General features: G+C 40.8%; 18 protein-coding genes and 1 other annotated feature. Of the genes, 13 read left to right on the top strand and 5 right to left on the bottom strand.

Annotated elements, in window-relative coordinates; all coding sequences use genetic code 11:
• The first annotated feature begins 360 nt into the window (after positions 1–360).
• The 6 genes from GXK58_RS15455 to GXK58_RS15430 all read left to right on the top strand — a co-directional run bounded on the left by GXK58_RS15455 (position 361) and on the right by GXK58_RS15430 (position 9,498).
• The gene (locus GXK58_RS15455; RefSeq protein WP_160724059.1) at positions 361–1,545 is read left to right on the top strand and encodes an MDR family MFS transporter; all 1,185 of its coding nucleotides are present in this window, start codon (positions 361–363) and stop codon (positions 1,543–1,545) included.
• A gap of 139 nt (positions 1,546–1,684) precedes the next feature.
• The gene (locus tag GXK58_RS15450; RefSeq protein ID WP_160724058.1) at positions 1,685–3,463 is read left to right on the top strand and encodes a sensor histidine kinase; all 1,779 of its coding nucleotides are present in this window, start codon (positions 1,685–1,687) and stop codon (positions 3,461–3,463) included.
• Positions 3,438–4,184, top strand: coding sequence for a LytR/AlgR family response regulator transcription factor (locus GXK58_RS15445; RefSeq protein WP_160724057.1), 747 nt, complete (start codon positions 3,438–3,440; stop codon positions 4,182–4,184). Before GXK58_RS15450 ends, GXK58_RS15445 begins: the two co-directional genes overlap by 26 nt.
• Positions 4,185–4,321: 137 nt before the next feature.
• Positions 4,322–6,115, top strand: coding sequence for a carbon starvation protein CstA (gene cstA, locus GXK58_RS15440; RefSeq protein WP_160724056.1), 1,794 nt, complete (start codon positions 4,322–4,324; stop codon positions 6,113–6,115).
• A gap of 318 nt (positions 6,116–6,433) precedes the next feature.
• Positions 6,434–6,655, top strand: a binding site (T-box leader).
• Between the two features lie 43 nt (positions 6,656–6,698).
• Positions 6,699–9,116 carry a leucine--tRNA ligase gene (gene leuS / locus GXK58_RS15435; protein WP_160724055.1) on the top strand — a complete coding sequence of 806 codons (2,418 nt, stop codon included), beginning with the start codon at positions 6,699–6,701 and terminating at the stop codon, positions 9,114–9,116.
• A 67-nt stretch (positions 9,117–9,183) separates the two neighbouring features.
• Positions 9,184–9,498 (top strand): rhodanese-like domain-containing protein, encoded by a 315-nt coding sequence (locus GXK58_RS15430; protein WP_160724054.1) that lies wholly within the window; start codon positions 9,184–9,186, stop codon positions 9,496–9,498.
• Positions 9,499–9,561: 63 nt separating this feature from the next.
• On the opposite strand, the gene GXK58_RS15425 is transcribed toward GXK58_RS15430, so the two are convergent.
• Complete coding sequence (locus GXK58_RS15425; protein WP_160724053.1) at positions 9,562–9,957, bottom strand: hypothetical protein; 396 nt, start codon at positions 9,955–9,957, stop codon at positions 9,562–9,564.
• A 143-nt stretch (positions 9,958–10,100) separates the two neighbouring features.
• Between GXK58_RS15425 and GXK58_RS15420 the strand changes: the two genes are divergently transcribed.
• The gene (locus GXK58_RS15420) at positions 10,101–10,286 is read left to right on the top strand and encodes a sporulation protein Cse60 (protein ID WP_160724052.1); all 186 of its coding nucleotides are present in this window, start codon (positions 10,101–10,103) and stop codon (positions 10,284–10,286) included.
• A gap of 7 nt (positions 10,287–10,293) precedes the next feature.
• Here the strand turns inward: GXK58_RS15420 and GXK58_RS15415 are convergent, their stop codons facing one another.
• The gene (locus GXK58_RS15415) at positions 10,294–11,568 is read right to left on the bottom strand and encodes an NAD(P)/FAD-dependent oxidoreductase (RefSeq protein ID WP_160724051.1); all 1,275 of its coding nucleotides are present in this window, start codon (positions 11,566–11,568) and stop codon (positions 10,294–10,296) included.
• Positions 11,569–11,772: 204 nt separating this feature from the next.
• Between GXK58_RS15415 and GXK58_RS15410 the strand changes: the two genes are divergently transcribed.
• From GXK58_RS15410 to GXK58_RS15390, 5 genes are all read left to right on the top strand, one after another.
• A complete protein-coding gene (locus GXK58_RS15410) occupies positions 11,773–13,404 on the top strand; it encodes a putative polysaccharide biosynthesis protein (RefSeq protein WP_160724050.1) in 1,632 nt (543 codons plus the stop codon).
• Entirely contained in the window at positions 13,394–14,119 is a 726-nt protein-coding gene (locus GXK58_RS15405) for a pseudouridine synthase (protein WP_160724049.1), read from the top strand. The genes GXK58_RS15410 and GXK58_RS15405 overlap by 11 nt, the downstream gene beginning before the upstream one ends.
• Before the next feature lie 134 nt (positions 14,120–14,253).
• The gene (speD, locus tag GXK58_RS15400) at positions 14,254–15,063 is read left to right on the top strand and encodes an adenosylmethionine decarboxylase (protein ID WP_160724048.1); all 810 of its coding nucleotides are present in this window, start codon (positions 14,254–14,256) and stop codon (positions 15,061–15,063) included.
• 127 nt (positions 15,064–15,190) lie between these two features.
• Positions 15,191–15,616: an SRPBCC family protein gene (locus GXK58_RS15395; protein ID WP_160724047.1), complete on the top strand. Its 426-nt coding sequence runs from the start codon at positions 15,191–15,193 to the stop codon at positions 15,614–15,616.
• Complete coding sequence (locus GXK58_RS15390; RefSeq protein ID WP_160724046.1) at positions 15,617–15,988, top strand: ArsR/SmtB family transcription factor; 372 nt, start codon at positions 15,617–15,619, stop codon at positions 15,986–15,988.
• Between the two features lie 47 nt (positions 15,989–16,035).
• On the opposite strand, the gene GXK58_RS15385 is transcribed toward GXK58_RS15390, so the two are convergent.
• The 3 genes from GXK58_RS15385 to cysK form a co-directional block, all read right to left on the bottom strand.
• A complete protein-coding gene (locus GXK58_RS15385) occupies positions 16,036–17,385 on the bottom strand; it encodes an amino acid permease (protein ID WP_160724045.1) in 1,350 nt (449 codons plus the stop codon).
• Positions 17,386–17,574: 189 nt separating this feature from the next.
• Positions 17,575–17,796, bottom strand: coding sequence for a DeoR family transcriptional regulator (locus tag GXK58_RS15380; protein WP_007086548.1), 222 nt, complete (start codon positions 17,794–17,796; stop codon positions 17,575–17,577).
• Positions 17,797–18,124: 328 nt separating this feature from the next.
• Positions 18,125–19,054, bottom strand: a complete 930-nt coding sequence (gene cysK, locus GXK58_RS15375; protein WP_160724044.1) for a cysteine synthase A — start codon at positions 19,052–19,054, stop codon at positions 18,125–18,127.
• 149 nt (positions 19,055–19,203) lie between these two features.
• Here cysK and thpR point away from each other — a divergent pair, with 149 nt between their 5' ends.
• Positions 19,204–19,782, top strand: coding sequence for an RNA 2',3'-cyclic phosphodiesterase (thpR, locus tag GXK58_RS15370; RefSeq protein ID WP_160724043.1), 579 nt, complete (start codon positions 19,204–19,206; stop codon positions 19,780–19,782).
• The last annotated feature ends 2 nt before the right edge of the window (positions 19,783–19,784 follow it).

The following is a 19,784-nucleotide window of genomic DNA, read 5'->3' as shown; positions in this document are numbered from 1 at the left end:
TATTTAACAGACTGGATTCCCTTTAGGGGAGAGCAGGTCTCTCATCTGTCGAAGCGGGGAAATCATTTCGTCTTCAGGGGATGAGTAGGTCTCTCAACTGTCGAAGCGGAGGCTTTCGTTCGCCTTCAGGGGATGAGCAGGTCTCTCATCTGTCGAAGCGAAGAAATCCAGTTGCGTTCGGGGATGAGGAGGGTAATACCAACCAATCGCAACTGAACGGAGGAATGCATCCCTCCTATCCCCAATTTAGCAGAATTTTTCAACTTAAATACATACTAACAAAAAAGATTGCAGATAACCCAATAAAGGAATACAATGATACCTTGAAAATCGAAAAGTTTTGGTAAAGGAGCGTTTTTCATGCCACGTGCCTTATGGCTATTAATCATTGGGATGGCAGTGAATGTAATAGGCTCTTCTTTTTTATGGCCTTTAAATACAATCTATATTCACGATTCCTTAGGTAAGTCCTTATCTATCGCAGGTATTGTACTCATGCTTAATTCAGGAGCAAATGTTATTGGAAACCTTTATGGCGGTCATTTGTTTGATAAAATAGGCGGCTATAAATCTATACTTCTTGGAATCGTAATCTCCTTATTTGCCCTTATAGGATTATCTATTTGGCATAGTTGGCCGGAATATGTGGTTTTCTTAACGATCACAGGATTCGGAACAGGAATCATTTTTCCATCCATGTATGCTATGGCTGGTTCCGTATGGCAAGAAGGGGGCCGTAAATCCTTTAATGCATTATATGTTGCGCAAAATGTCGGGGTTGCCATCGGGGCCTCGCTTGGCGGAATGGTTGCCGATTATTCCTTTCAACTTATTTTCTTGGCAAATACCCTCATGTATGTGATCTTCTTATTAATTGCTGTTTTCGGATATAAAGGAATTACTGTCCAAACAGCTAAACATGAACACAAGGAAATCGAGATGAAAATGGTTAGTAGAATGAATCTCCAGGCATTATTAATTCTATGCCTAGGTTATCTGCTTTGCTGGGTTGCCTACAGCCAATGGACGACAACAATTGCCTCCTATACGCAGGAAATCCATATTACACTAACACAATATAGTTTACTATGGACAGTCAATGGTGCCCTCATTGTCTTAGGACAGCCGCTTTTGAATGGAATCCTAAAGCAGCTGAATTCATCATTAAAGGTGCAAGTCCTGATTGGGATTGGAATCTTCATTATTTCCTTTATCGCCGCAGGGAAAGCTAGTGTTTTTACAGGCTTTTTAGTTGCCATGATTATCCTGACGGTAGGTGAGATGTTCGTATGGCCAGCGATTCCTACCGTTGCTTTCGCCCTGGCTCCAAAAGGCCGTGAAGGTTTTTATCAAGGGATCGTCAACAGTACGGCTACAGGCGGCAGGATGATTGGTCCAGTCCTTGGCGGCATCCTGGTTGACCACTACAATATGTCTGCCTTATTTACCGTGTTAATCTGTTTATTTATTACGGCAATCGGTACAACATTAGTCTATGACCGCCGTTTGAAATTAAGAGAGAATGTTACAGTTGAAACGATATGAATTACCACCACAGGGTTCACTCCCCTGTGGTTTTTTTATGAAAAAATATTACTCTAGTATGTTGATTTATCGATTTTCTATTTTTTTGGTATAGTATTCTTATAGTTCGGTTTTTTTCGCAAAGAGAGTAGGGGATGTTATGTTTGCGTTATTGCCTCTTATGCTTGAACGAGTCGGTATTCTCATCATTGTTGCATTTATATTATCAAGGATGAAATCATTCAGGCAGGTATTACATAATGAACGTGGTATAGCAGCTAAGGTAACGATCATGGCTATTTTTGGTGCTTTTGGAGTGATCAGCAATTATACCGGTGTAGAAATTGGCCATGGAATGATTACATCACAGAATTGGCTGACAGATGTTGATACCGCTGGTGCTATTGCAAATACAAGGATTATGGGTGTCGTTATCGGCGGTTTGCTTGGAGGACCCATGATTGGAATAGGAGTAGGCCTGATCGCCGGATTACACCGATTATCGCTCGGGGGATTTACGGCAGTTGCGTGTGCTGTTTCCACCATTTTTGCCGGAGTTGTTACGGGTTTTTTAAGTAAGCGTTTTAAAATTAAGGAAAGCCGATCGACTTCAAAAGCCGTTATCATGGGGATCTTAATGGAATGTCTCCAGATGGGGATCATTCTTTTAATAGCTAATCCTTTTGATGAAGCCCTAAATCTTGTAAAACTTATTGCCTTTCCTATGGTTGCCATAAATGGTTTTGGGACACTTATATTTTTACTTATCATCCAGGATATATTTAAAGAACAGGAACGGACAAGGGCATTAGAGACACATAAAGCATTATATATTGCTAATCAGACACTGCCATTTTTCAGGCAGGGCTTAAATCCAGATTCTTGTACCAAAGCAGCGGAGATTATCCTGAAATGTACCGGGGCAGATGCCATAGCAATTACAAATCAGGAGCAAGTGTTAGCCCATGTTGGTGCCGCCGCGGACCATCATCTTCCGTCTGGAACAATGGCGACTGAATTAACAAAAAAGGTGTTAGAACACGGAAAAATAAGTATCGCAAAAACACCTAAGGAAATTCAATGCTTTAATCCACACTGCCCCTTAGAGGCAGCCATTGTTTTGCCTCTTAAGGTTTATGATAAGACAGCAGGTACACTAAAGCTTTATTTTACGAATTTCAGCAAACTGGACCGGGTCGAGCGTGAGCTTGCAGAAGGCTTAGGGAAATTATTCTCTGTCCAATTGGAAATGGCCGAGCTGGAACAGCAAAGCCGTTTGTTAAAAGATGCGGAAATCAAAGCATTACAAGCTCAAGTACATCCACATTTTTTATTTAATGCCATTAATACAATTTCAAGCCTAATCCGTCATGATGCAGACCAAGCGAGAAAGCTTTTACTACAGTTAAGTGTCTTCTTTCGGAGCAACCTGCAGGGAGCTCGTCAAAGGTTAATTCCGCTTGAGAAAGAACTCGGACATGTAGAAGCCTATCTGTCCATTGAACAAGCAAGATTCCCGGGGCGTTATGAAGTGGAATTTGATATTGATGCCTCACTGGAAGGGGTACTGGTTCCACCGTTTACCCTGCAGCCCCTCGTTGAAAACGCGATTCGTTATGCTTTTTCAAAAGCAAAAGCCGGAACCGTCCAAGTACGTGCGTTCCTAGAGGAAGAGGGAATGGTCTTGGTTACAGAGGATAATGGCAAAGGGATTTCACCAGCAATGCTTGAGGTGCTTGGAAATCAAACAGTTGACTCCACGGACGGGACAGGCACGGCTTTATGGAATATTAAAAAGAGGATAGAACAAATTTATGGGCCTCATGCATCTTTTCAGATTGATAGTATTCTAGATAAAGGGACAAGAGTTGTGATTAAATTGCCGTTAACCGGGCAGAAGTGGGGGGAAGAAAGTGTTAAAAGCATTTATCGTGGATGATGAACCACTTGCAAGAGATGAGCTGTCTTATCTGCTTAAACGAAGTAAGCAGGTGGAAATTGCCGGAGAAGCAGACGGTGTTGAAATAGCCTTGGCAAAATTGCAAACTCTCGATATTGATGTGATTTTTTTAGATATCCAGCTGGCAGATGAAAGCGGCATTGAAATAGCGGCTAAATTAAATCAGTTAGACTATCCGCCTTTAATTGTGTTTGCAACGGCATTTGATGAATATGCACTTAAAGCTTTTGAACTCAATGCGGTTGATTATCTTTTAAAACCAATTGATGAAAAAAGGATTCAGCAAACAATTGATAAGCTTTTTAAACTCGCAGGCAAAAGCGAGCAGAGTATCACACTTTCTTCAAGGAGGCATTCTTTTCAAACCGAACGTTTGGAAAAACTGGCTGTTTCGATGGATGAAAAAATCGTGTTAATCAATCCAAATGACATCCTCTATGCGGGAACGCAGGACGGAAAAACGGTGGTTGCTACGGAAAAACAAAAACTGCTTGTTCATGAACCTTTGGTAACATTTGAACGAAAACTGCAAAACGCGCCTATCATTCGAGTTCATCGTGCGTATTTAGTTAATATCGATGCCATTGTAGAAATTGAACCATGGTTTAATTCTACTTACAATTTAATTATGAAGTCCGGAGAAAAGGTTCCTGTTAGCAGAACCTATACAAAGGAATTGAAACAGCTGCTAGGTTTCTAACAGCTGTATTTTGTATTTCAATAGAAAGTTCCGGCTTTTCACCCCTAAATTACAGCAACTTATCCTGAAAAGCTCATGTTATCGTTTTCATATAATAGACTTAAGATAAGTTACTAGTTTAGGGAGGATGGAGAAATATGAATGCGGTTTCAGTTGTCATTGGCTCAATATGCATATTAATGATTGCCTACCGTTTATACGGTACATTCATGGCGGCAAAGGTGTTAAAGTTAGATGACTCCAAGCCGACGCCGGCACACGAGTTAAATGACGGGAAAGACTATGTGCCAACGAATAAATGGGTCACTTTCGGCCACCACTTTGCAGCGATCGCAGCTGCAGGCCCGCTTGTTGGACCGATCTTGGCTGCACAATTTGGTTATCTGCCTAGTTTGCTTTGGCTGTTAATTGGTGCGGTTATCGGAGGTGCTGTCCATGATGCTGTCGTGCTTTATGCCTCTATGCGCAAGAAGGGGAAATCGTTATCGGAGGTAGCAAAAGAAGAGTTAGGTCCTGTTGCTGGTTTTTGTACGGGGCTTGCCATGCTATTTATCATTACTATTACAATGGCAGGTCTTTCAATGGTCGTACTTCATGCGCTGGAGAACAATCCATGGGGTACGTTTTCTGTAGGAATCACGATTCCGATTGCAATGGGAGTGGGGATTTTTTATAAGAAAACTGGCAATTTAAAATTAACCACTACCGTCGGATTTATTCTTGTCATGGTTGGTGTTTTTGTTGGTCCGATAATTCAAGATACTGTTCTAGGAGATTGGCTGACTTTAGATACAAAAACATTAGCGATTATTCTGCCAATTTATGCGTTCTTTGCCGCCGCATTACCGGTATGGCTATTGCTCGCTCCACGGGATTATTTAAGCAGTTTTATGAAAATTGGCGTATTTATTGCACTTATTATCGGAGTTTTTATTATTAATCCTACCATTCAAATGCCTGCGTTCACTAAGTTTACACAAGGCGGGGGACCTGTTATTGCCGGCCCGGTTTGGCCGTTTATCTCGATTACGATAGCTTGTGGTGCTATATCTGGCTTCCATGCCTTTGTTGGTTCAGGGACAACCCCGAAAATGCTCGATCGCTGGTCTGATATTAAGGTGGTCGGCTTTGGTGCCATGTTAGTAGAGTGTGTCGTCGGAATTATGGCGTTAATTGCAGCAACTGCACTTCAGCCGGCCGATTATTTTGCGATTAACTCTACCCCGGAAGTATATAAAACATTAGGAATGCATGTGGATCAATTACCAAAGCTTGCGCAGGAAATTGGAATTGACTTAGAAGGACGGACAGGCGGTGCTGTAACATTAGCGGTTGGAATGACCTATATTTTTACTGCCATTCCTTGGTTCGCTAAATTGTCATCCTACTTTTTCCAGTTTGTCATTATGTTTGAGGCAGTCTTTATTTTAACAGCGATTGATTCTGGTACACGTGTAGCACGTTATTTAATTCAAGATTTCTTTGGGGAGTTCTATAAACCTTTGAAAAAAACCGACTGGATTCCAGGCTCGATTTTTGCAAGTGCGTTAGCCTGCTTTATTTGGGGATATCTGCTCTACTCTGGAGATATCGGTTCCGTCTGGGCATTGTTCGGTGTTTCCAATCAATTAATGGCATCGATCGGACTAATCATTGGGGCAACGGTAATTCTAAAAATTGCTGACAAACGCTGGTACATGTTCACTTGTTTAGTGCCGCTTGTCTATTTGTTTGCAACGGTTAACTACGCAGGCTATTGGATGGTCAAAAACGTTTACTTAAATCCAGCAGCAGCCGGTTACAATGTATTAAATGGCATTTTATCGATTGTCATGTTAATACTTGGGATTATTATCCTTGTCACAGCCATTAAAAAATGGACCACCCTGTGGAATTCCCCACGTTTCCAATTTGGTTCAAAGGTGGCATAGAATCTGGGCAGTTGACTTCAATGTCAATTGCCTTTTTTAAAGTTTGGCTCCGTTAAACGACATTTTGTTTTTTAACACTGTTGATTGGAGCGGAAGGCGCTCGACTCCTGCGGGAGTACGGGGCTGGGGAGACCCCGCAGACGCTTTCAGCGTCGAGGAGGCTCCCCGGCACGCCCGCGGAAAGCGAGCGCCTGGAGCGGAAATCAACAGCCAAGTTTAAGTTTAAAATCTTCCGCAGTTGTCCATCCTGAATTTAGGCAAATGTTTGCTTGCATAGTACCGGAAAATTTAATACAATAACCGTAATACTTTTATACTGAAAAAACAGTGATCAGGAGTAGTAGTGATTCTTACTCGAAACATAGAGAGTTGACGGCTGGTGAAAGTCAACCGGGTACATCATGAACTCGCCTTTGAGTTGCAGGCATGAACGAACAGTAATGTTTGCCGTATACCGCGTTAAGGTTGAATGAAGTGAGTGCTTAAGCACTAATGTGGGTGGTACCGCGGGAAGATACATATAATCCTCTCGTCCCTTTTTGGGATGAGGGGTTTTTTATTTTTCAATAGGAGGAACATCGAAATGAGCTTTAACCATCAACAAATCGAAAAAAAGTGGCAAAAAAATTGGGAAGAAGAAAAAACGTTCAAAACGAACGAAGAATATGATAAACGGAAATTCTATGCATTGGATATGTTTCCTTATCCATCAGGTGCGGGACTTCATGTGGGACACCCGGAAGGTTATACCGCAACAGATATCCTTTCCCGTTTAAAAAGAATGCAAGGTTATAATGTCCTTCACCCAATGGGCTGGGATGCCTTTGGTCTGCCTGCTGAACAATATGCATTAGATACAGGGAACGACCCTGCTGAATTCACTGAAAAGAATATTAATACGTTCCGCAGACAAATTAAAGCACTTGGTTTTTCCTATGATTGGGACCGTGAAGTTAACACAACTGACCCAGAATATTACAAATGGACGCAGTGGATTTTCTTAAAGCTTTGGGAAAAGGGGCTTGCTTATATTGATGAAGTTGCCGTGAACTGGTGTCCTGCACTTGGAACCGTTTTAGCTAACGAAGAGGTTATTGACGGTAAAAGTGAGCGCGGCGGCCATCCTGTTGAACGCCGTCCGATGAAGCAATGGATGTTAAAAATCACAGCTTACGGTGATCGTTTGCTTGAGGATCTAGAAGAGTTAGATTGGCCGGAAAGCTTGAAAGAAATGCAGCGGAACTGGATTGGGCGCTCTGAAGGGGCCGAAGTAACCTTCCAAATTGAAGGGCATGAAGAAACGTTTACTGTGTTCACAACCCGACCAGATACATTATTCGGTGCAACGTATGCTGTATTGGCTCCTGAGCATTCATTTGTAGATAACATCACAAATGAAGAGCAGCGTGCTGCTGTTGAGGCGTACTTAGATAAGGTCAAATTGAAGAGCGACCTAGAGCGGACAGACTTAGCGAAAGAGAAGACAGGTGTATTTACCGGTGCGTACGCCATCAATCCTGTAAATGGTGAAAAAATGCCAATCTGGATCGCTGACTATGTATTAGTAAGTTATGGAACTGGTGCGATTATGGCCGTCCCTGCTCATGATGAGCGTGACTGGGAATTTGCAAAAGAATTTAACTTACCAATTAAACCAGTAGTGGCTGGCGGAGATGTGGAGCAAGAAGCCTATACGGGTGATGGTGAACACATTAATTCCGAGTTCTTGAATGGTTTAAATAAAGAAGAGGCAATTTCAAAAATGATTGCTTGGTTAGAAGAAAAAGGGATCGGAACCAAAAAGGTGACCTACCGCTTACGTGACTGGTTATTCAGCCGTCAGCGTTATTGGGGCGAGCCGATTCCAATTATTCACTGGGAAGACGGCACGATGACAGCCGTTCCGGAAGAAGAGCTTCCATTGACTCTGCCAAAAACAAAGGATATTAAACCATCTGGAACTGGAGAATCGCCTCTTGCAAATATTGAGGACTGGGTAAATGTCGTTGATCCAGTAACAGGTAAAAAAGGCCGCCGCGAAACGAACACCATGCCGCAATGGGCAGGAAGCTGCTGGTACTATTTACGTTATATTGATCCGGAAAATAATCAAGAACTAGCGTCACAGGAAAAATTAAATCATTGGCTTCCAGTTGATATTTACATTGGCGGTGCCGAACATGCCGTGCTTCACTTGTTATATGCACGTTTCTGGCATAAGTTCTTGTATGACATCGGTGTGGTGCCAACCAAAGAACCATTCCAAAAGCTGTTCAACCAAGGCATGATCTTAGGTGAAGGCAATGAAAAGATGAGTAAATCCAAAGGTAATGTCGTAAATCCTGATGACATTATCGACAGTCATGGTGCTGATACTCTTCGCTTGTACGAAATGTTTATGGGGCCGCTTGATGCATCGATTGCCTGGTCAACCAACGGCTTGGATGGTTCACGCCGATTCTTAGATCGAATTTGGCGTTTGTTGGTGGAGGAAAACGGTGAATTAAGTGCTAAAATCCAGCCAAATGAAGAAGCATCCAACCTTGAAAAAGTGTATCACCAAACAGTGAAAAAAGTGACAGAGGATTATGAAGGATTACGATTTAATACAGCTATTTCACAAATGATGGTGTTCATTAATGAAGCATATAAAGCAACAGTTCTGCCGAAGGACTACATTGAAGGATTTGTAAAATTATTGGCTCCTGTTACTCCGCATATTGCAGAAGAGCTATGGGAAAAGCTAGGGCATAGTGAAACAATCGCTTATGAAGCATGGCCTGCCTATGATGAAGCGAAATTAGTCGATGACGAAGTTGAGATTGTCATCCAAGTTAATGGCAAAGTTAAAACGAAGTTAAAGGTTCCAACTGATGCAACGAAAGAGGCATTGGAAGGAATTGCAATGGATGATGACCGCGTCAAGGAACAAATCGAAGGAAAAACGGTTCGCAAAGTGATTACTGTACCAGGCAAATTGGTCAATATCGTGGCGAATTAATAAGAACTTCAAAATTAAACATCCTCCTTTTAACTTGGAGGATGTTTTTCTGAAAGGGATGAATGGGATGGAAGAAATTAAAGTGATTACACCTGAAGAAGTACAAAAGAAGCTTGAGGCAGGGGAGAAACTTGAGCTTGTGGATGTAAGAGAAGATGAGGAAGTTGTGTTTGGGATGATACCGGGGGCAAAGCATATTCGAATGGGGGATATACCTGCTAATCTAGACAAATTTGATAAAGATAAGGAATATATATTTATTTGCCGCTCGAGCCACCGCAGCGGTAATGTATGCTATTATCTACAAGAACAAGGTTATAAGGTCCGTAATATGATTGGCGGTATGCTTGCTTGGACAGGAGAAACTGAATACACAGAATAACCGATTCCGTTTTGGAATCGGTTTTTTTGTGCAGTCGGTGCATGAGAGCATCCAAATAGGGTATCAGGTGCCGCCTGTTGTGGTATCATATCCATGCTGATGACCTGAGGGTTGTCCACCTCCGTTAAAGTATGGACCCTGTTGCTGATTGCTATTATCAAAGCCCTGTCCACTGTCATCTGTGTTAGTATCGGGTGATTGTTGATTTTGATCAAATTGCGAAGTACTGTCCCCGCCCCAGGAACCACTGAAATCTTGCCCTGAATGTTGATCTTGTTGTGAGTTAAATCCTCCCTGTGAGGGCTGCTGATTTGTATTGTTACTTGATTGTTGTCCGCCATTAATTGCTACTTGATTGGTATTGCCGTTATTAGAAAACCCAAGATAGGAGACCATTCCTGCTACTAGTGCCAAGCTGCCAAAACTGACTCCCCAAGAAATCTTTTGTTTTTTATCCACCTCGAGCTGCTCCTTTCTATTTGACCTCAATGGGCAGTTTACAGAGTAAAACTTAAAATTACCTTAACTTTTATAGGTTTTGTATTTTTAAAATTCTGAAAAAGTGAGAATACTAGTAGAAAAAGAGAGAGGAGAGGCGTTTTGTGATCCAAGTAAAGTTATTTGATAGGGAGCATGAAAAAGATTTAGAACAAGAAATGAATCGATTTTTAAAAGGTATAGATGATCAAAGCCTAGTCGATATCAAGTACAATGTGGCAGCAATGACAGAAGAAGAAGAGGAAGAGCAGATTTACTGCTTTACCGCAATGATTATCTATCGGGCGTGATAGTACCTCACGCCCGATAATTTTTTGCAGATAGTGCTGCATTGGTTCCAGCAAGCCTGCCCGTTACTAAGGCAGATGTAATATTATAGCCGCCTGTATAACCGTGGATATCTAGGATTTCCCCACAAAAATAAAGCCCGTCCATCAATTTTGAAGCCATCGTTTGTGGCTCAATCTCCTTGACGCTGACTCCTCCGCCGGTCACAAATGCTTTTTCAAGCGGGAGGGTGCCATTCACTTTGAATTGGAATTGTTTGCAGCCCTTCACGAACGCACGGATCTTTTCATTAGAAATGGTGCCTCCCTGCTCGGAAGGCTCTATATCATTTATTTCTAACAGGAATAGAAGATAACGCTCCGGTACGATTCCCTTTAAAGTATTTTTGATGCTCTTTTTAGGTTCGCCTTTTACGAGTTTCACAATCTCTTGAAAAATTTCTTCCTCTTTTCGGTCTGGAAGAGCATCCAGGCTCATCGTTACTTCTTTTAGATTCCACTTCTTCAGTGCCTTGACTACAAATTGACTGCAGCGCAAAACAGCGGGGCCGCTCACGCCAAAATGGGTAAACAACATATCCATCCGATGGGAGATTAGGGGTTTCCCCTTCGGATTTAAGACACTGAGATTAATATCCCTTAAAGATAATCCCTGCAGCGCTTTATTTTTTATAAAAGGTTCGCTGGATGTTACAGGTACTTCCGTAGGAAACAACTCTGTAATGGTATGTCCAGCTTTTTCGGCCCAGGCGTAACCATCACCGGTAGACCCTGTGTGTGGGACCGATTTCCCGCCTACAGCAATTACAACTGATTTAGTAGATAATTGTTGTCCATCTTTAAGCAGAACAGAAGAAACATGTCCATTTTCATAGAGAACATCCGCCACAGGACTATTTCTGAAGACTCTTACACGAAGTTTTTCGAGCTGTTCTAAAAGAGCATCCACTACTGATTGAGCCTTATTGCTGACAGGAAACATCCGCCCGTGATCCTCTTCTTTCAATTCAATACCAAGCTTTTCAAAAAAGCGGATAATATCCTCATTACTGAAAATGGAAAAAGCACTATATAAAAATTTTCCGTTTCCCGGCAGGTGCTTGATAATCTCTTCAACTGGCAGCCGGTTCGTTACATTACATCGTCCGCCCCCAGAAATAGCAAGCTTTCGGCCCAACTTTTCCCCTTTATCAATTAAGAGAACCCTTGCACCTTTTTCTCCAGCAGCAATGGCCGCCATTAACCCTGAGGGGCCGCCGCCAATGACTATACAATCGTAATCCATTTTATCCACCAACTTTTATTTATTCATTTCATTATAAACATAACCTGTGAAATTAAAACGAATATGGTCATTTTTTTAAGTAAAATAACTTAGCTGTGAGTAGCATCGGAGGAAAAGAAGTTGTAAACTACTAATAGTGTGCAAAAAACGTCGATTATTCTTTGTGAATGACCGAACGTATCTTTTCGGGTAGGAAGGGATTCTATGCAGTCAAAGCTTTTACGAGGAACGTTTATATTAACATTAGGAACCATACTTTCTAAAATAATCGGACTCATTTATGTTATACCGTTTTATCAGATTGTAGGAAAACAGGGGACACAGCTTTATTCCTACGGATATGTCCCTTACACGATATTTATCAGCATCGCAACAGCGGGTGTACCACTGGCTGTCTCAAAGTTTATTGCAAAATATAATGCGCTCGAAGAATATGCAGTGGGCAGGAAATTATTTAAATCCGGTTTAATGGTGATGTCATTAACCGGTTTTGCCGCCTTTTTAATTATGTATCTAGCAGCCCCTGTCTTGGCGGAAATGAGTAATCCAGGGAAAGGCCAGCTGGATGATGTGGTAACGGTCATGAGGGCGGTCAGTTTTGCCTTAATCCTTGTTCCCTTTATGAGCTTGATTAGAGGATATTTTCAAGGACATCAATCGATGGGGCCATCTGCAGCGTCACAGGTCGTTGAACAAATTGTTAGAATCCTCTTCACCCTGGTAGGGGCCTATGTGGTCTTAAAGTTCTTAAACGGGTCAATGGTAACCGCAGTAAGTGTCGCCACTTTTGCCGCTTTTGTTGGGGCGATCGGAGGACTTGTGGTGCTATTTTGGTATTGGTATAAGCGGAAGCCTCATTTAGATGAGCTTTTGAAACAAGATAAGGGAACGGTCAATATTTCGCTGAAAGAGATTTATAAAGAAATCTTTATCTATGCGGCGCCCTTTGTATTTGTAGGAATTGCCAATCCATTATTTCAGCTCATTGATCAATTTACCCTTACCAAGGCCCTAGTAGAAATGGGAACGACAAAGAAATTGGCCGAAACAGCTTTCGGGATTTTGAATTTCGAGTCGCATAAAATTGTCATCATTCCTGTATCCCTGGCTACGGCCTTTTCGTTAACACTGGTACCGAGCATTACCAAGGCCTATGTGGAGAATGACCGTCAAAACTTAACACACCAATTAAATCAAACTTTTCAGGTATTATTATTCCTGACATTGCCGGCTGCGATTGGGTTGTCCTTATTGGCAGAGCCTGTTTATACTTCCTTTTATGAGCATGATACCCTTGGAACACAGGTTTTAGGTGCTTATGCGCCAGTAGCCATCCTATTTTCTCTTTATTCCGTAACGGCGGCAATCATGCAAGGAATTAATGAACAGCGTTATACGATTTTAAGCTTACTAGTCGGATTATTGGTTAAACTATCCCTTAATATTCCTTTAGTAAAGATGTTTGAAACAAGAGGCGCCGTTCTGGCAACCGCGCTCGGGTACTTGGTCTCCATTATCATTAATTTAATAGTCATTAAATATTTCTCCCGATATCAATACCGATTCGTTTGGCGGAGAAGTTTATTGATTGTGATTTTTGCTGGTTTCATGTGGGTTGGAACAGAGGTTATGTATAAAATTCTATTACTATTCCTATCCCCGGCTTCAAAAGTGCAGTCTGTTATCATCATTGTAATTAGTGCTTTTGTGGGTGCCGGAATCTATTTTTATTTGGGATTAAAATCAGGACTTGCAACTAAACTATTCGGGGACAGAATTGAGCGGGTCCTCCATAAATTTAAACTGCCAAGAAGGAGGCAAAGCGTTGAGAATTGATAAGATGTTAGCAAATCTAGGTTACGGCAGCCGGAAAGAAGTGAAACAGCTTTTAAAAAGCGGTGCCGTTCGAATAGATGATGTGATTGTCAAGGATCCAAAACAGCATGTGGATGAAAAAAATCAAACCGTGACCTTAAATGGTGAAGTGATTGAGTACAAAGAATTCATTTATTTAATGATGAACAAGCCGGACGGGGTGTTATCCGCAACAGAGGATAATTCTTGTGAGACTGTCATTGACCTGTTAGAGCTTGAGGATCAAGTTTATGAGCCTTTTCCGGTGGGGAGATTGGACAAGGATACAGAGGGTCTGCTTTTAATAACTAATGATGGTCAGTTGGCTCATCGCTTACTGTCACCAAAAAAGCATGTACCCAAAACATACTTTGCTGTCATTGACAGAGAAGTGACCGAAGAAGATGTAAAAGCTTTTGCCAAAGGCGTGACCCTTGATGACGGTTATGAAACAAAGCCTGGGGAACTGAAGATTTTAAAATCAGGAATTCGTTCTGATATTGAGTTAACCATTACTGAAGGCAAGTTTCATCAAGTAAAAAGAATGTTTGAGGCAGTCGGAAAAAAAGTCGTCTATTTGAAGCGGATTTCGATGGGCCCTCTGCCGTTAGATGAGACTCTCGAACTCGGAGAATACCGGGAACTAACGGATGAGGAAGTAGAGTTATTAAGAGAATATCAGGTGAAATCATTGTAAGCAGCTGATTTTTTAGCTGCTTACTTTTTTTATTGCTAAGAGCTTTCCTTATGAAATAATTAGTAATGACGTTCAAAAATGGGTATCTTACTAGTAAATAAGCATTAAAGCAGTGTTGCTAAGGGGGAACTGCCATGAAACTGACACGCGATCAGGCTATTGAGTTACACGGCTTCAACAACCTGACAAAGTCTTTAAGTTTTAATATGTATGATATTTGTTTTACCAAAACAAAAGAAGAACGGGAAGCTTATTTGAAATATATTGATGAACAATACAGTGCGGAAAGACTGCAAAAGATTTTAAAGGATGTTGCTGATATCATTGGTGCTCACGTATTGAATGTGGCCTATCAAGATTTTGAACCAGCCGGAGCCAGCGTGACGATGTTAGTATCTGAAGGACCCGTGACACATGATGTGCCAAAAGAATCCTTTGAGGAATCACCAGGCCCATTGCCGGAATCATTGGTCATGCAGTTAGATAAAAGCCATATCACGGTCCATACATACCCTGAGTTTCACCCGGACGAGGGAATCAGCACCTTTAGAGCCGATGTTGACGTCTCAACCTGCGGGGAAATTTCACCGTTAAAAGCCCTTCACTATCTAATCAGATCCTTTGAAACCGATGTAATGGCGATTGATTACCGAGTTCGCGGGTTTACAAGGGACAAGAGCGGCCACAAGCTTTTTATCGATCATGAAATAAACTCAATTCAGAATTATATTCCTGAAGATGTTGGTGAACAATTTGATATGATTGATGTCAATGTTTATCAGGAGAACATTTTCCACACTAAATGTAAACTCCGTGAATTCGATTTAAATAACTATCTTTTTGGTTATACAAAAGATAAGCTGACTCCGGATGAACATATTGAAATCACCCGTCGATTAAAGATTGAGATGGATGAAATTTTTTACGGGACAAATATTGTTTAGAGCTCTTAGGTTTTGAGCTCTTTTTTGCATTGATAAAATAGCTTGACGTGAAACCAAATGGTGTTATATAGTTTTATTATGAAACCAAATGGTTTCGTAATAGGTTAATCTACTAGGAGGCATTTCAATGGAAAATCAATCACAAGCAACACTAGAGGATATTAAATACACAGTCGTTTATAACGCGCCAATCGCTAAAGTATGGGATGCCGTAGCTACGGCAGAGGGCCTTAGTGCCTGGTTCATGCCGAATGATTTAAAAGCTAGAGAAGGTTATGAATTTCACTTAAATGCAGGGCAATTTGGCATGTCCCCATGTAAGGTAACACATGTAGACCCGCCAAACCGTCTTTCATTTAATTGGGGAAAAGACTGGACCTTAACCTTTGAATTAAAGGAATTGGCAGATAAAACAGAATTAACTTTAATCCACGGTGGATGGGATGTTAATAAAGTCACTGAGTTTGGTGCGCCGCATACGCCAATTCGTGAGAACATGAATCAAGGCTGGGCAGGGCTTGTTAAAAAATTGCAAGGATATGTTGAAGCATAAATGGCGGCTTCTTCAGCAAAACATGATGTATTTCAAGCCATTGCTGACCCCACCCGTCGAAGTCTATTAAAACTTCTTAGTAACCAAGAAATGCCTGTCACTGCAATTAGTGAACATTTTCCCATCACCCGGACTGCCGTTTCTAAACATCTAAAGGTGTTATCTGAAGCAGGATTAGTTACGGAGCGGAAGGTTGGAAGAGAAACACGTTATAAGCTTGAGGCCGGACCTTTATTTGAACTAAAAGACTGGCTCCAGTATTTTGAGTTGTTTTGGGAAAATAAATTGGGTGCCTTGGGCCGTTTCTTAGAAGCAGAAGAACCAAAATCAGAGAACCATGAATCAAACTTTAAACCAACAAACAAAAATTAAAAATGGACAAGGCCAGCAAAATTGCTGGTCTTGTCCATTTCACGTTCCTATTTTATTTCTAAAGGTTTTTTATTTATAAATGAAAGGATGATTAAACTAACAATTGTTACAATACAAACCGTGGTTCCAATCCAATTATCCGCATTAAATAAGAATCCAATGAAAATGATTACTAATGATACAAGTGCGAAAACCGTAGTAAAAGGGAACCATTTCACTTTAAATGCAGGATTATGTGTGTACCTCGGCCTTAACTTTAACTGTGCGGCACAAATACTCATCCAAATCATCATGACTGTAAACCCTGGTATGGTCATGAGGTAGCCGATTACTTGGCTTGGAGTTAAATAGGCTAAGTATACACCAACTAATATAAATATGCTGGTTATCAATATCCCCATGATTGGAATACCCTTTGTTGAAACTTTTGCAAGTATTTTTGGGGCAACCTTGCTCTGGGCCATAGAAAACAATGTTCTAGATGTCGCATAAATACCAGAATTAGCTGCTGATAGAACGGCCGTTAAAAGGACAAAGTTCATAATGTGGGCAGCTCCAGGTAAGCCTGTGCTACTAAAAACCTGAACAAATGGACTTTCTTGACCAGTCACCTTGTTCCAAGGCATCATCCCGCAGATAATTAAGATTGGAAAAACATAAAAGATAATGACACGCCAAACAGCGCTTTTAATTATTTTTGGCAAGACACGGTCAGCATCTTTGGTTTCAGTAACAGCCACACCAATTAATTCAGCTCCGCCATAGGAGAACATAACGACTAAAAAGGCGCTGAATGTTCCCGTTAACCCATGCGGGAAAAAGCCGCCGTGGTCAGTAAAGTTTGCCAGAGGATCATGAATATTGCTTGGTATGACTCCTAAAAGCAGTAAAAATCCTAAAATAATAAAGGCAATCAGGGCAATAATTTTAATACCGGCGAACCAAAACTCAAGCTCACCATAATATTTGACTTGGAATAAATTAATTCCGACAATGAGAACCGTACAAAGAAGGCTTAGGAGCCATAAGGGAACCTGAGGGAACCAAAATTGAAGGAAACTTCCCGCGGCTAATAATTCCACAACCGTAACTAAAAGCCAATTAATCCAATATAACCATCCGACTATATAGGAAACTTGACCGCCGAATGCCTTATTAACTAAATGCTGTACATTGTGATTGGGGTAAGCCAATGCCAATTCACCTAATGCTGCCATAATAATAAATAGCAATAATCCTCCTATTAAATAGGCAATAATCACACTTGGTCCGGCCATATTTAAGGTATCAGAACTGCCTTTGAAAATACCAGTCCCAATCATCCCGGCAAGGGCAATAAACTGTACATGCCTTGGCAGGAGTCCTTTTTGAAGAGTCTGCTGCTGATTTTTATTCATAGATGTACCTACTTTTCTTTTTTACTTAAACGCTTTTAAGTGCTAAAGCAATTTCTATATTAATATATCATAATTATTATTTCTGTCAAATAGACTTGAAGATTTGCGAAGCGAAATAATCTTTATAAATGGTAAAAAGCATGCGATAGATTCGCATGCTTTACTATAATATTTTTAGATAGTTTCGAATTAAGATGACATCTTTACCTTCTTTTGTGTAGTTGTCCATTTACCGCGGCTTGGGCTTATAACCAAGTCATTATAGGCTAAAACATTTAAATCTCGTTGTATGGTGCGAGGAGTGATACCAAATTCCTCTACAAGTTCCTGGGTCGTAACAGTGCCGTTATTTCTGATAAACATGTAGATACATTTGATGCGGTTTAACATCCGGTTAGTCGAAGGTTTCAAAGAACCACTCCCTATCCTAAATTTCAAACCTATGGCTTAATCCAGCTACCGACAGCCTATTTGAAGAAAACTCTTCAAGAGATATGTAGTTTCTTTTCCGCGCAGACATCTCCTTTAATGGAATGGTACAGTGGATACTTAGATGATGTCATACATCTAACCTTATTGTACCCATAATTTCAGAAAATTTCTACCAATATAGTAAAGAAAACAAAATATTCTATGGTAATTTATGGGAAAACCCTATAATCATCCCTCCTAAAATGATTTTATACTATAGAATATGGGCATAAGAGCTTGTTTTATGATAAATTGTTAGAATTTTTAGTTAAAATTTGAATAAATCACTAGAAAGATACCGTTCTCCCGTGTCACAGGCAATACATACAACCACATCATCTGGAGATAAGCTTTTGGCAGTTTCAATGGCTGCAAAACAGGCAGCACCTGAAGATGGCCCTACCAGAATTCCTTCCTCTTTGGCTAATCTTCTTGTGATTTCATATGCATCTTCATCCGTAATTTGGTGGATTTTATCATATACTTCTTCATTCAGGATTTCCGGAATAAAACCTGGGCTTGTCCCGACTAACTTGTGTGGACCTGGCTGTCCTCCCGATAAAACAGGAGATCCTTTTGGTTCGACAACATGTACGGCTAGTCCAGGATAATGAGCTTTTAGAGTTTCTCCTGTTCCAGTAATCGTTCCACCGGTTCCAGCTGTGGCAACGAAAGCTGAGAGCGGTTTTCCTATTTGCTGCATGGCCTCTATAATCTCAATGGCTGTCGAGTGCCTGTGAGCATCCGGGTTTGCCTGGTTTTCAAATTGCATCGGGATAAAACTATCAGGTATATCCTTTGCCAGTTCAAGTGCTTTCTTAATGGCACCTGGCATTTTTTGATCCCCAGGCGTTAGAACTACCTTTGCTCCGTATGCTTTTAGTAGATTGATTCGTTCCTTTGTCATGGTGTCAGGCATGATAATAATGGATTGATAGCCCCGTGCGGCAGCATTCATGGCAATTCCGATTCCTGTATTCCCACTAGTTGGTTCTATGATAGTGGTCCCTTTTTTCAATTGTCCGCTCTTTTCTGCTTCAAGAATCATATTATAGGCGGCCCGGTCCTTTACACTCTTACTGGGGTTATAAAATTCCAGCTTTAAATAAACGGCAGCACCCGCTTTAGGTGCTAAGCGATTTAGTTTAACAAGCGGTGTTTCTCCAATCAATTCAGCAATATTATTAACTATTCTCATTGGGTTTCCCTTTCTAAACTAACTATTTTTATCTTTTAATCATAAAGAATAACTTATTAATTGTAAAAAATATGGCTTAATAAACGGTTTGACACTAGATACAATTGGGAGAAAATAGACTAAAATTAAAAAAAGATGGAGGATAAAAAATGAATCCAAGACCGCATTTTTTCTTTGCTCTAAGAATCCCTGAAGAAACAAAACTAATCATGAAAGAACATATCGAAAGCTTAAAACAAGAAATCCCATTTAAGCGGTGGGTTCATCATATGGACTTGCATATCACGTTAGCTTTTTTAGGATCTGCCGAACAGGAAAAACTTAATCAAGCTGAAAAAAATGTGAAAGAGATATTAAATAATGAAAAGGCATTCAATTTAAGGATAAATAAACTTGGTTTTTTTGGGAAAGAAGATTCACCTCGAGTTTTTTGGGCCGATACTGAAAAAATTGAAGAGTTGATCCAGATAAGGGAAAGAGTGTATTCAGCCTGTAAAAAGGCAGGATTTGTATTAGAAACCCGTGCTTTTAAGCCGCATATTACCTTAGCAAGAAAATGGATGGGGCAAGGGGAATTCCAAAAGGATCTATTAAATATTTGGCATGAATTGCAGCCGGAGCCATTGGAGTTTCGAGCCGAAGAAGTAGTAGTATATCAAACGAATCTAGATAAAGTACCAAAATATGAACCAATCACCATATTTCCATTACAATCGGAGCCATTTTGAAT

Source organism: Bacillus sp. USDA818B3_A, assembly GCF_009928415.1.
GTDB lineage: Bacteria > Bacillota > Bacilli > Bacillales > Cytobacillaceae > Neobacillus.
This window is presented reverse-complemented; position numbering and strand designations above follow the sequence as displayed.

What these genes read in the sequence shown, in the direction of transcription:
- GXK58_RS15455 (WP_160724059.1), top strand. Translation starts at nt 361, where the DNA reads ATGCCACGTGCCTTATGGCTATTAATCATTGGGATGGCAGTGAATGTA.
- GXK58_RS15450 (WP_160724058.1), top strand. Translation starts at nt 1,685, where the DNA reads ATGTTTGCGTTATTGCCTCTTATGCTTGAACGAGTCGGTATTCTCATC.
- cstA (WP_160724056.1), top strand. Translation starts at nt 4,322, where the DNA reads ATGAATGCGGTTTCAGTTGTCATTGGCTCAATATGCATATTAATGATT.
- leuS (WP_160724055.1), top strand. Translation starts at nt 6,699, where the DNA reads ATGAGCTTTAACCATCAACAAATCGAAAAAAAGTGGCAAAAAAATTGG.
- GXK58_RS15430 (WP_160724054.1), top strand. Translation starts at nt 9,184, where the DNA reads ATGGAAGAAATTAAAGTGATTACACCTGAAGAAGTACAAAAGAAGCTT.
- GXK58_RS15415 (WP_160724051.1), bottom strand. Translation starts at nt 11,568, where the DNA reads ATGGATTACGATTGTATAGTCATTGGCGGCGGCCCCTCAGGGTTAATG.
- GXK58_RS15410 (WP_160724050.1), top strand. Translation starts at nt 11,773, where the DNA reads ATGCAGTCAAAGCTTTTACGAGGAACGTTTATATTAACATTAGGAACC.
- speD (WP_160724048.1), top strand. Translation starts at nt 14,254, where the DNA reads ATGAAACTGACACGCGATCAGGCTATTGAGTTACACGGCTTCAACAAC.
- GXK58_RS15395 (WP_160724047.1), top strand. Translation starts at nt 15,191, where the DNA reads ATGGAAAATCAATCACAAGCAACACTAGAGGATATTAAATACACAGTC.
- GXK58_RS15390 (WP_160724046.1), top strand. Translation starts at nt 15,617, where the DNA reads ATGGCGGCTTCTTCAGCAAAACATGATGTATTTCAAGCCATTGCTGAC.
- GXK58_RS15385 (WP_160724045.1), bottom strand. Translation starts at nt 17,385, where the DNA reads ATGAATAAAAATCAGCAGCAGACTCTTCAAAAAGGACTCCTGCCAAGG.
- cysK (WP_160724044.1), bottom strand. Translation starts at nt 19,054, where the DNA reads ATGAGAATAGTTAATAATATTGCTGAATTGATTGGAGAAACACCGCTT.
- thpR (WP_160724043.1), top strand. Translation starts at nt 19,204, where the DNA reads ATGAATCCAAGACCGCATTTTTTCTTTGCTCTAAGAATCCCTGAAGAA.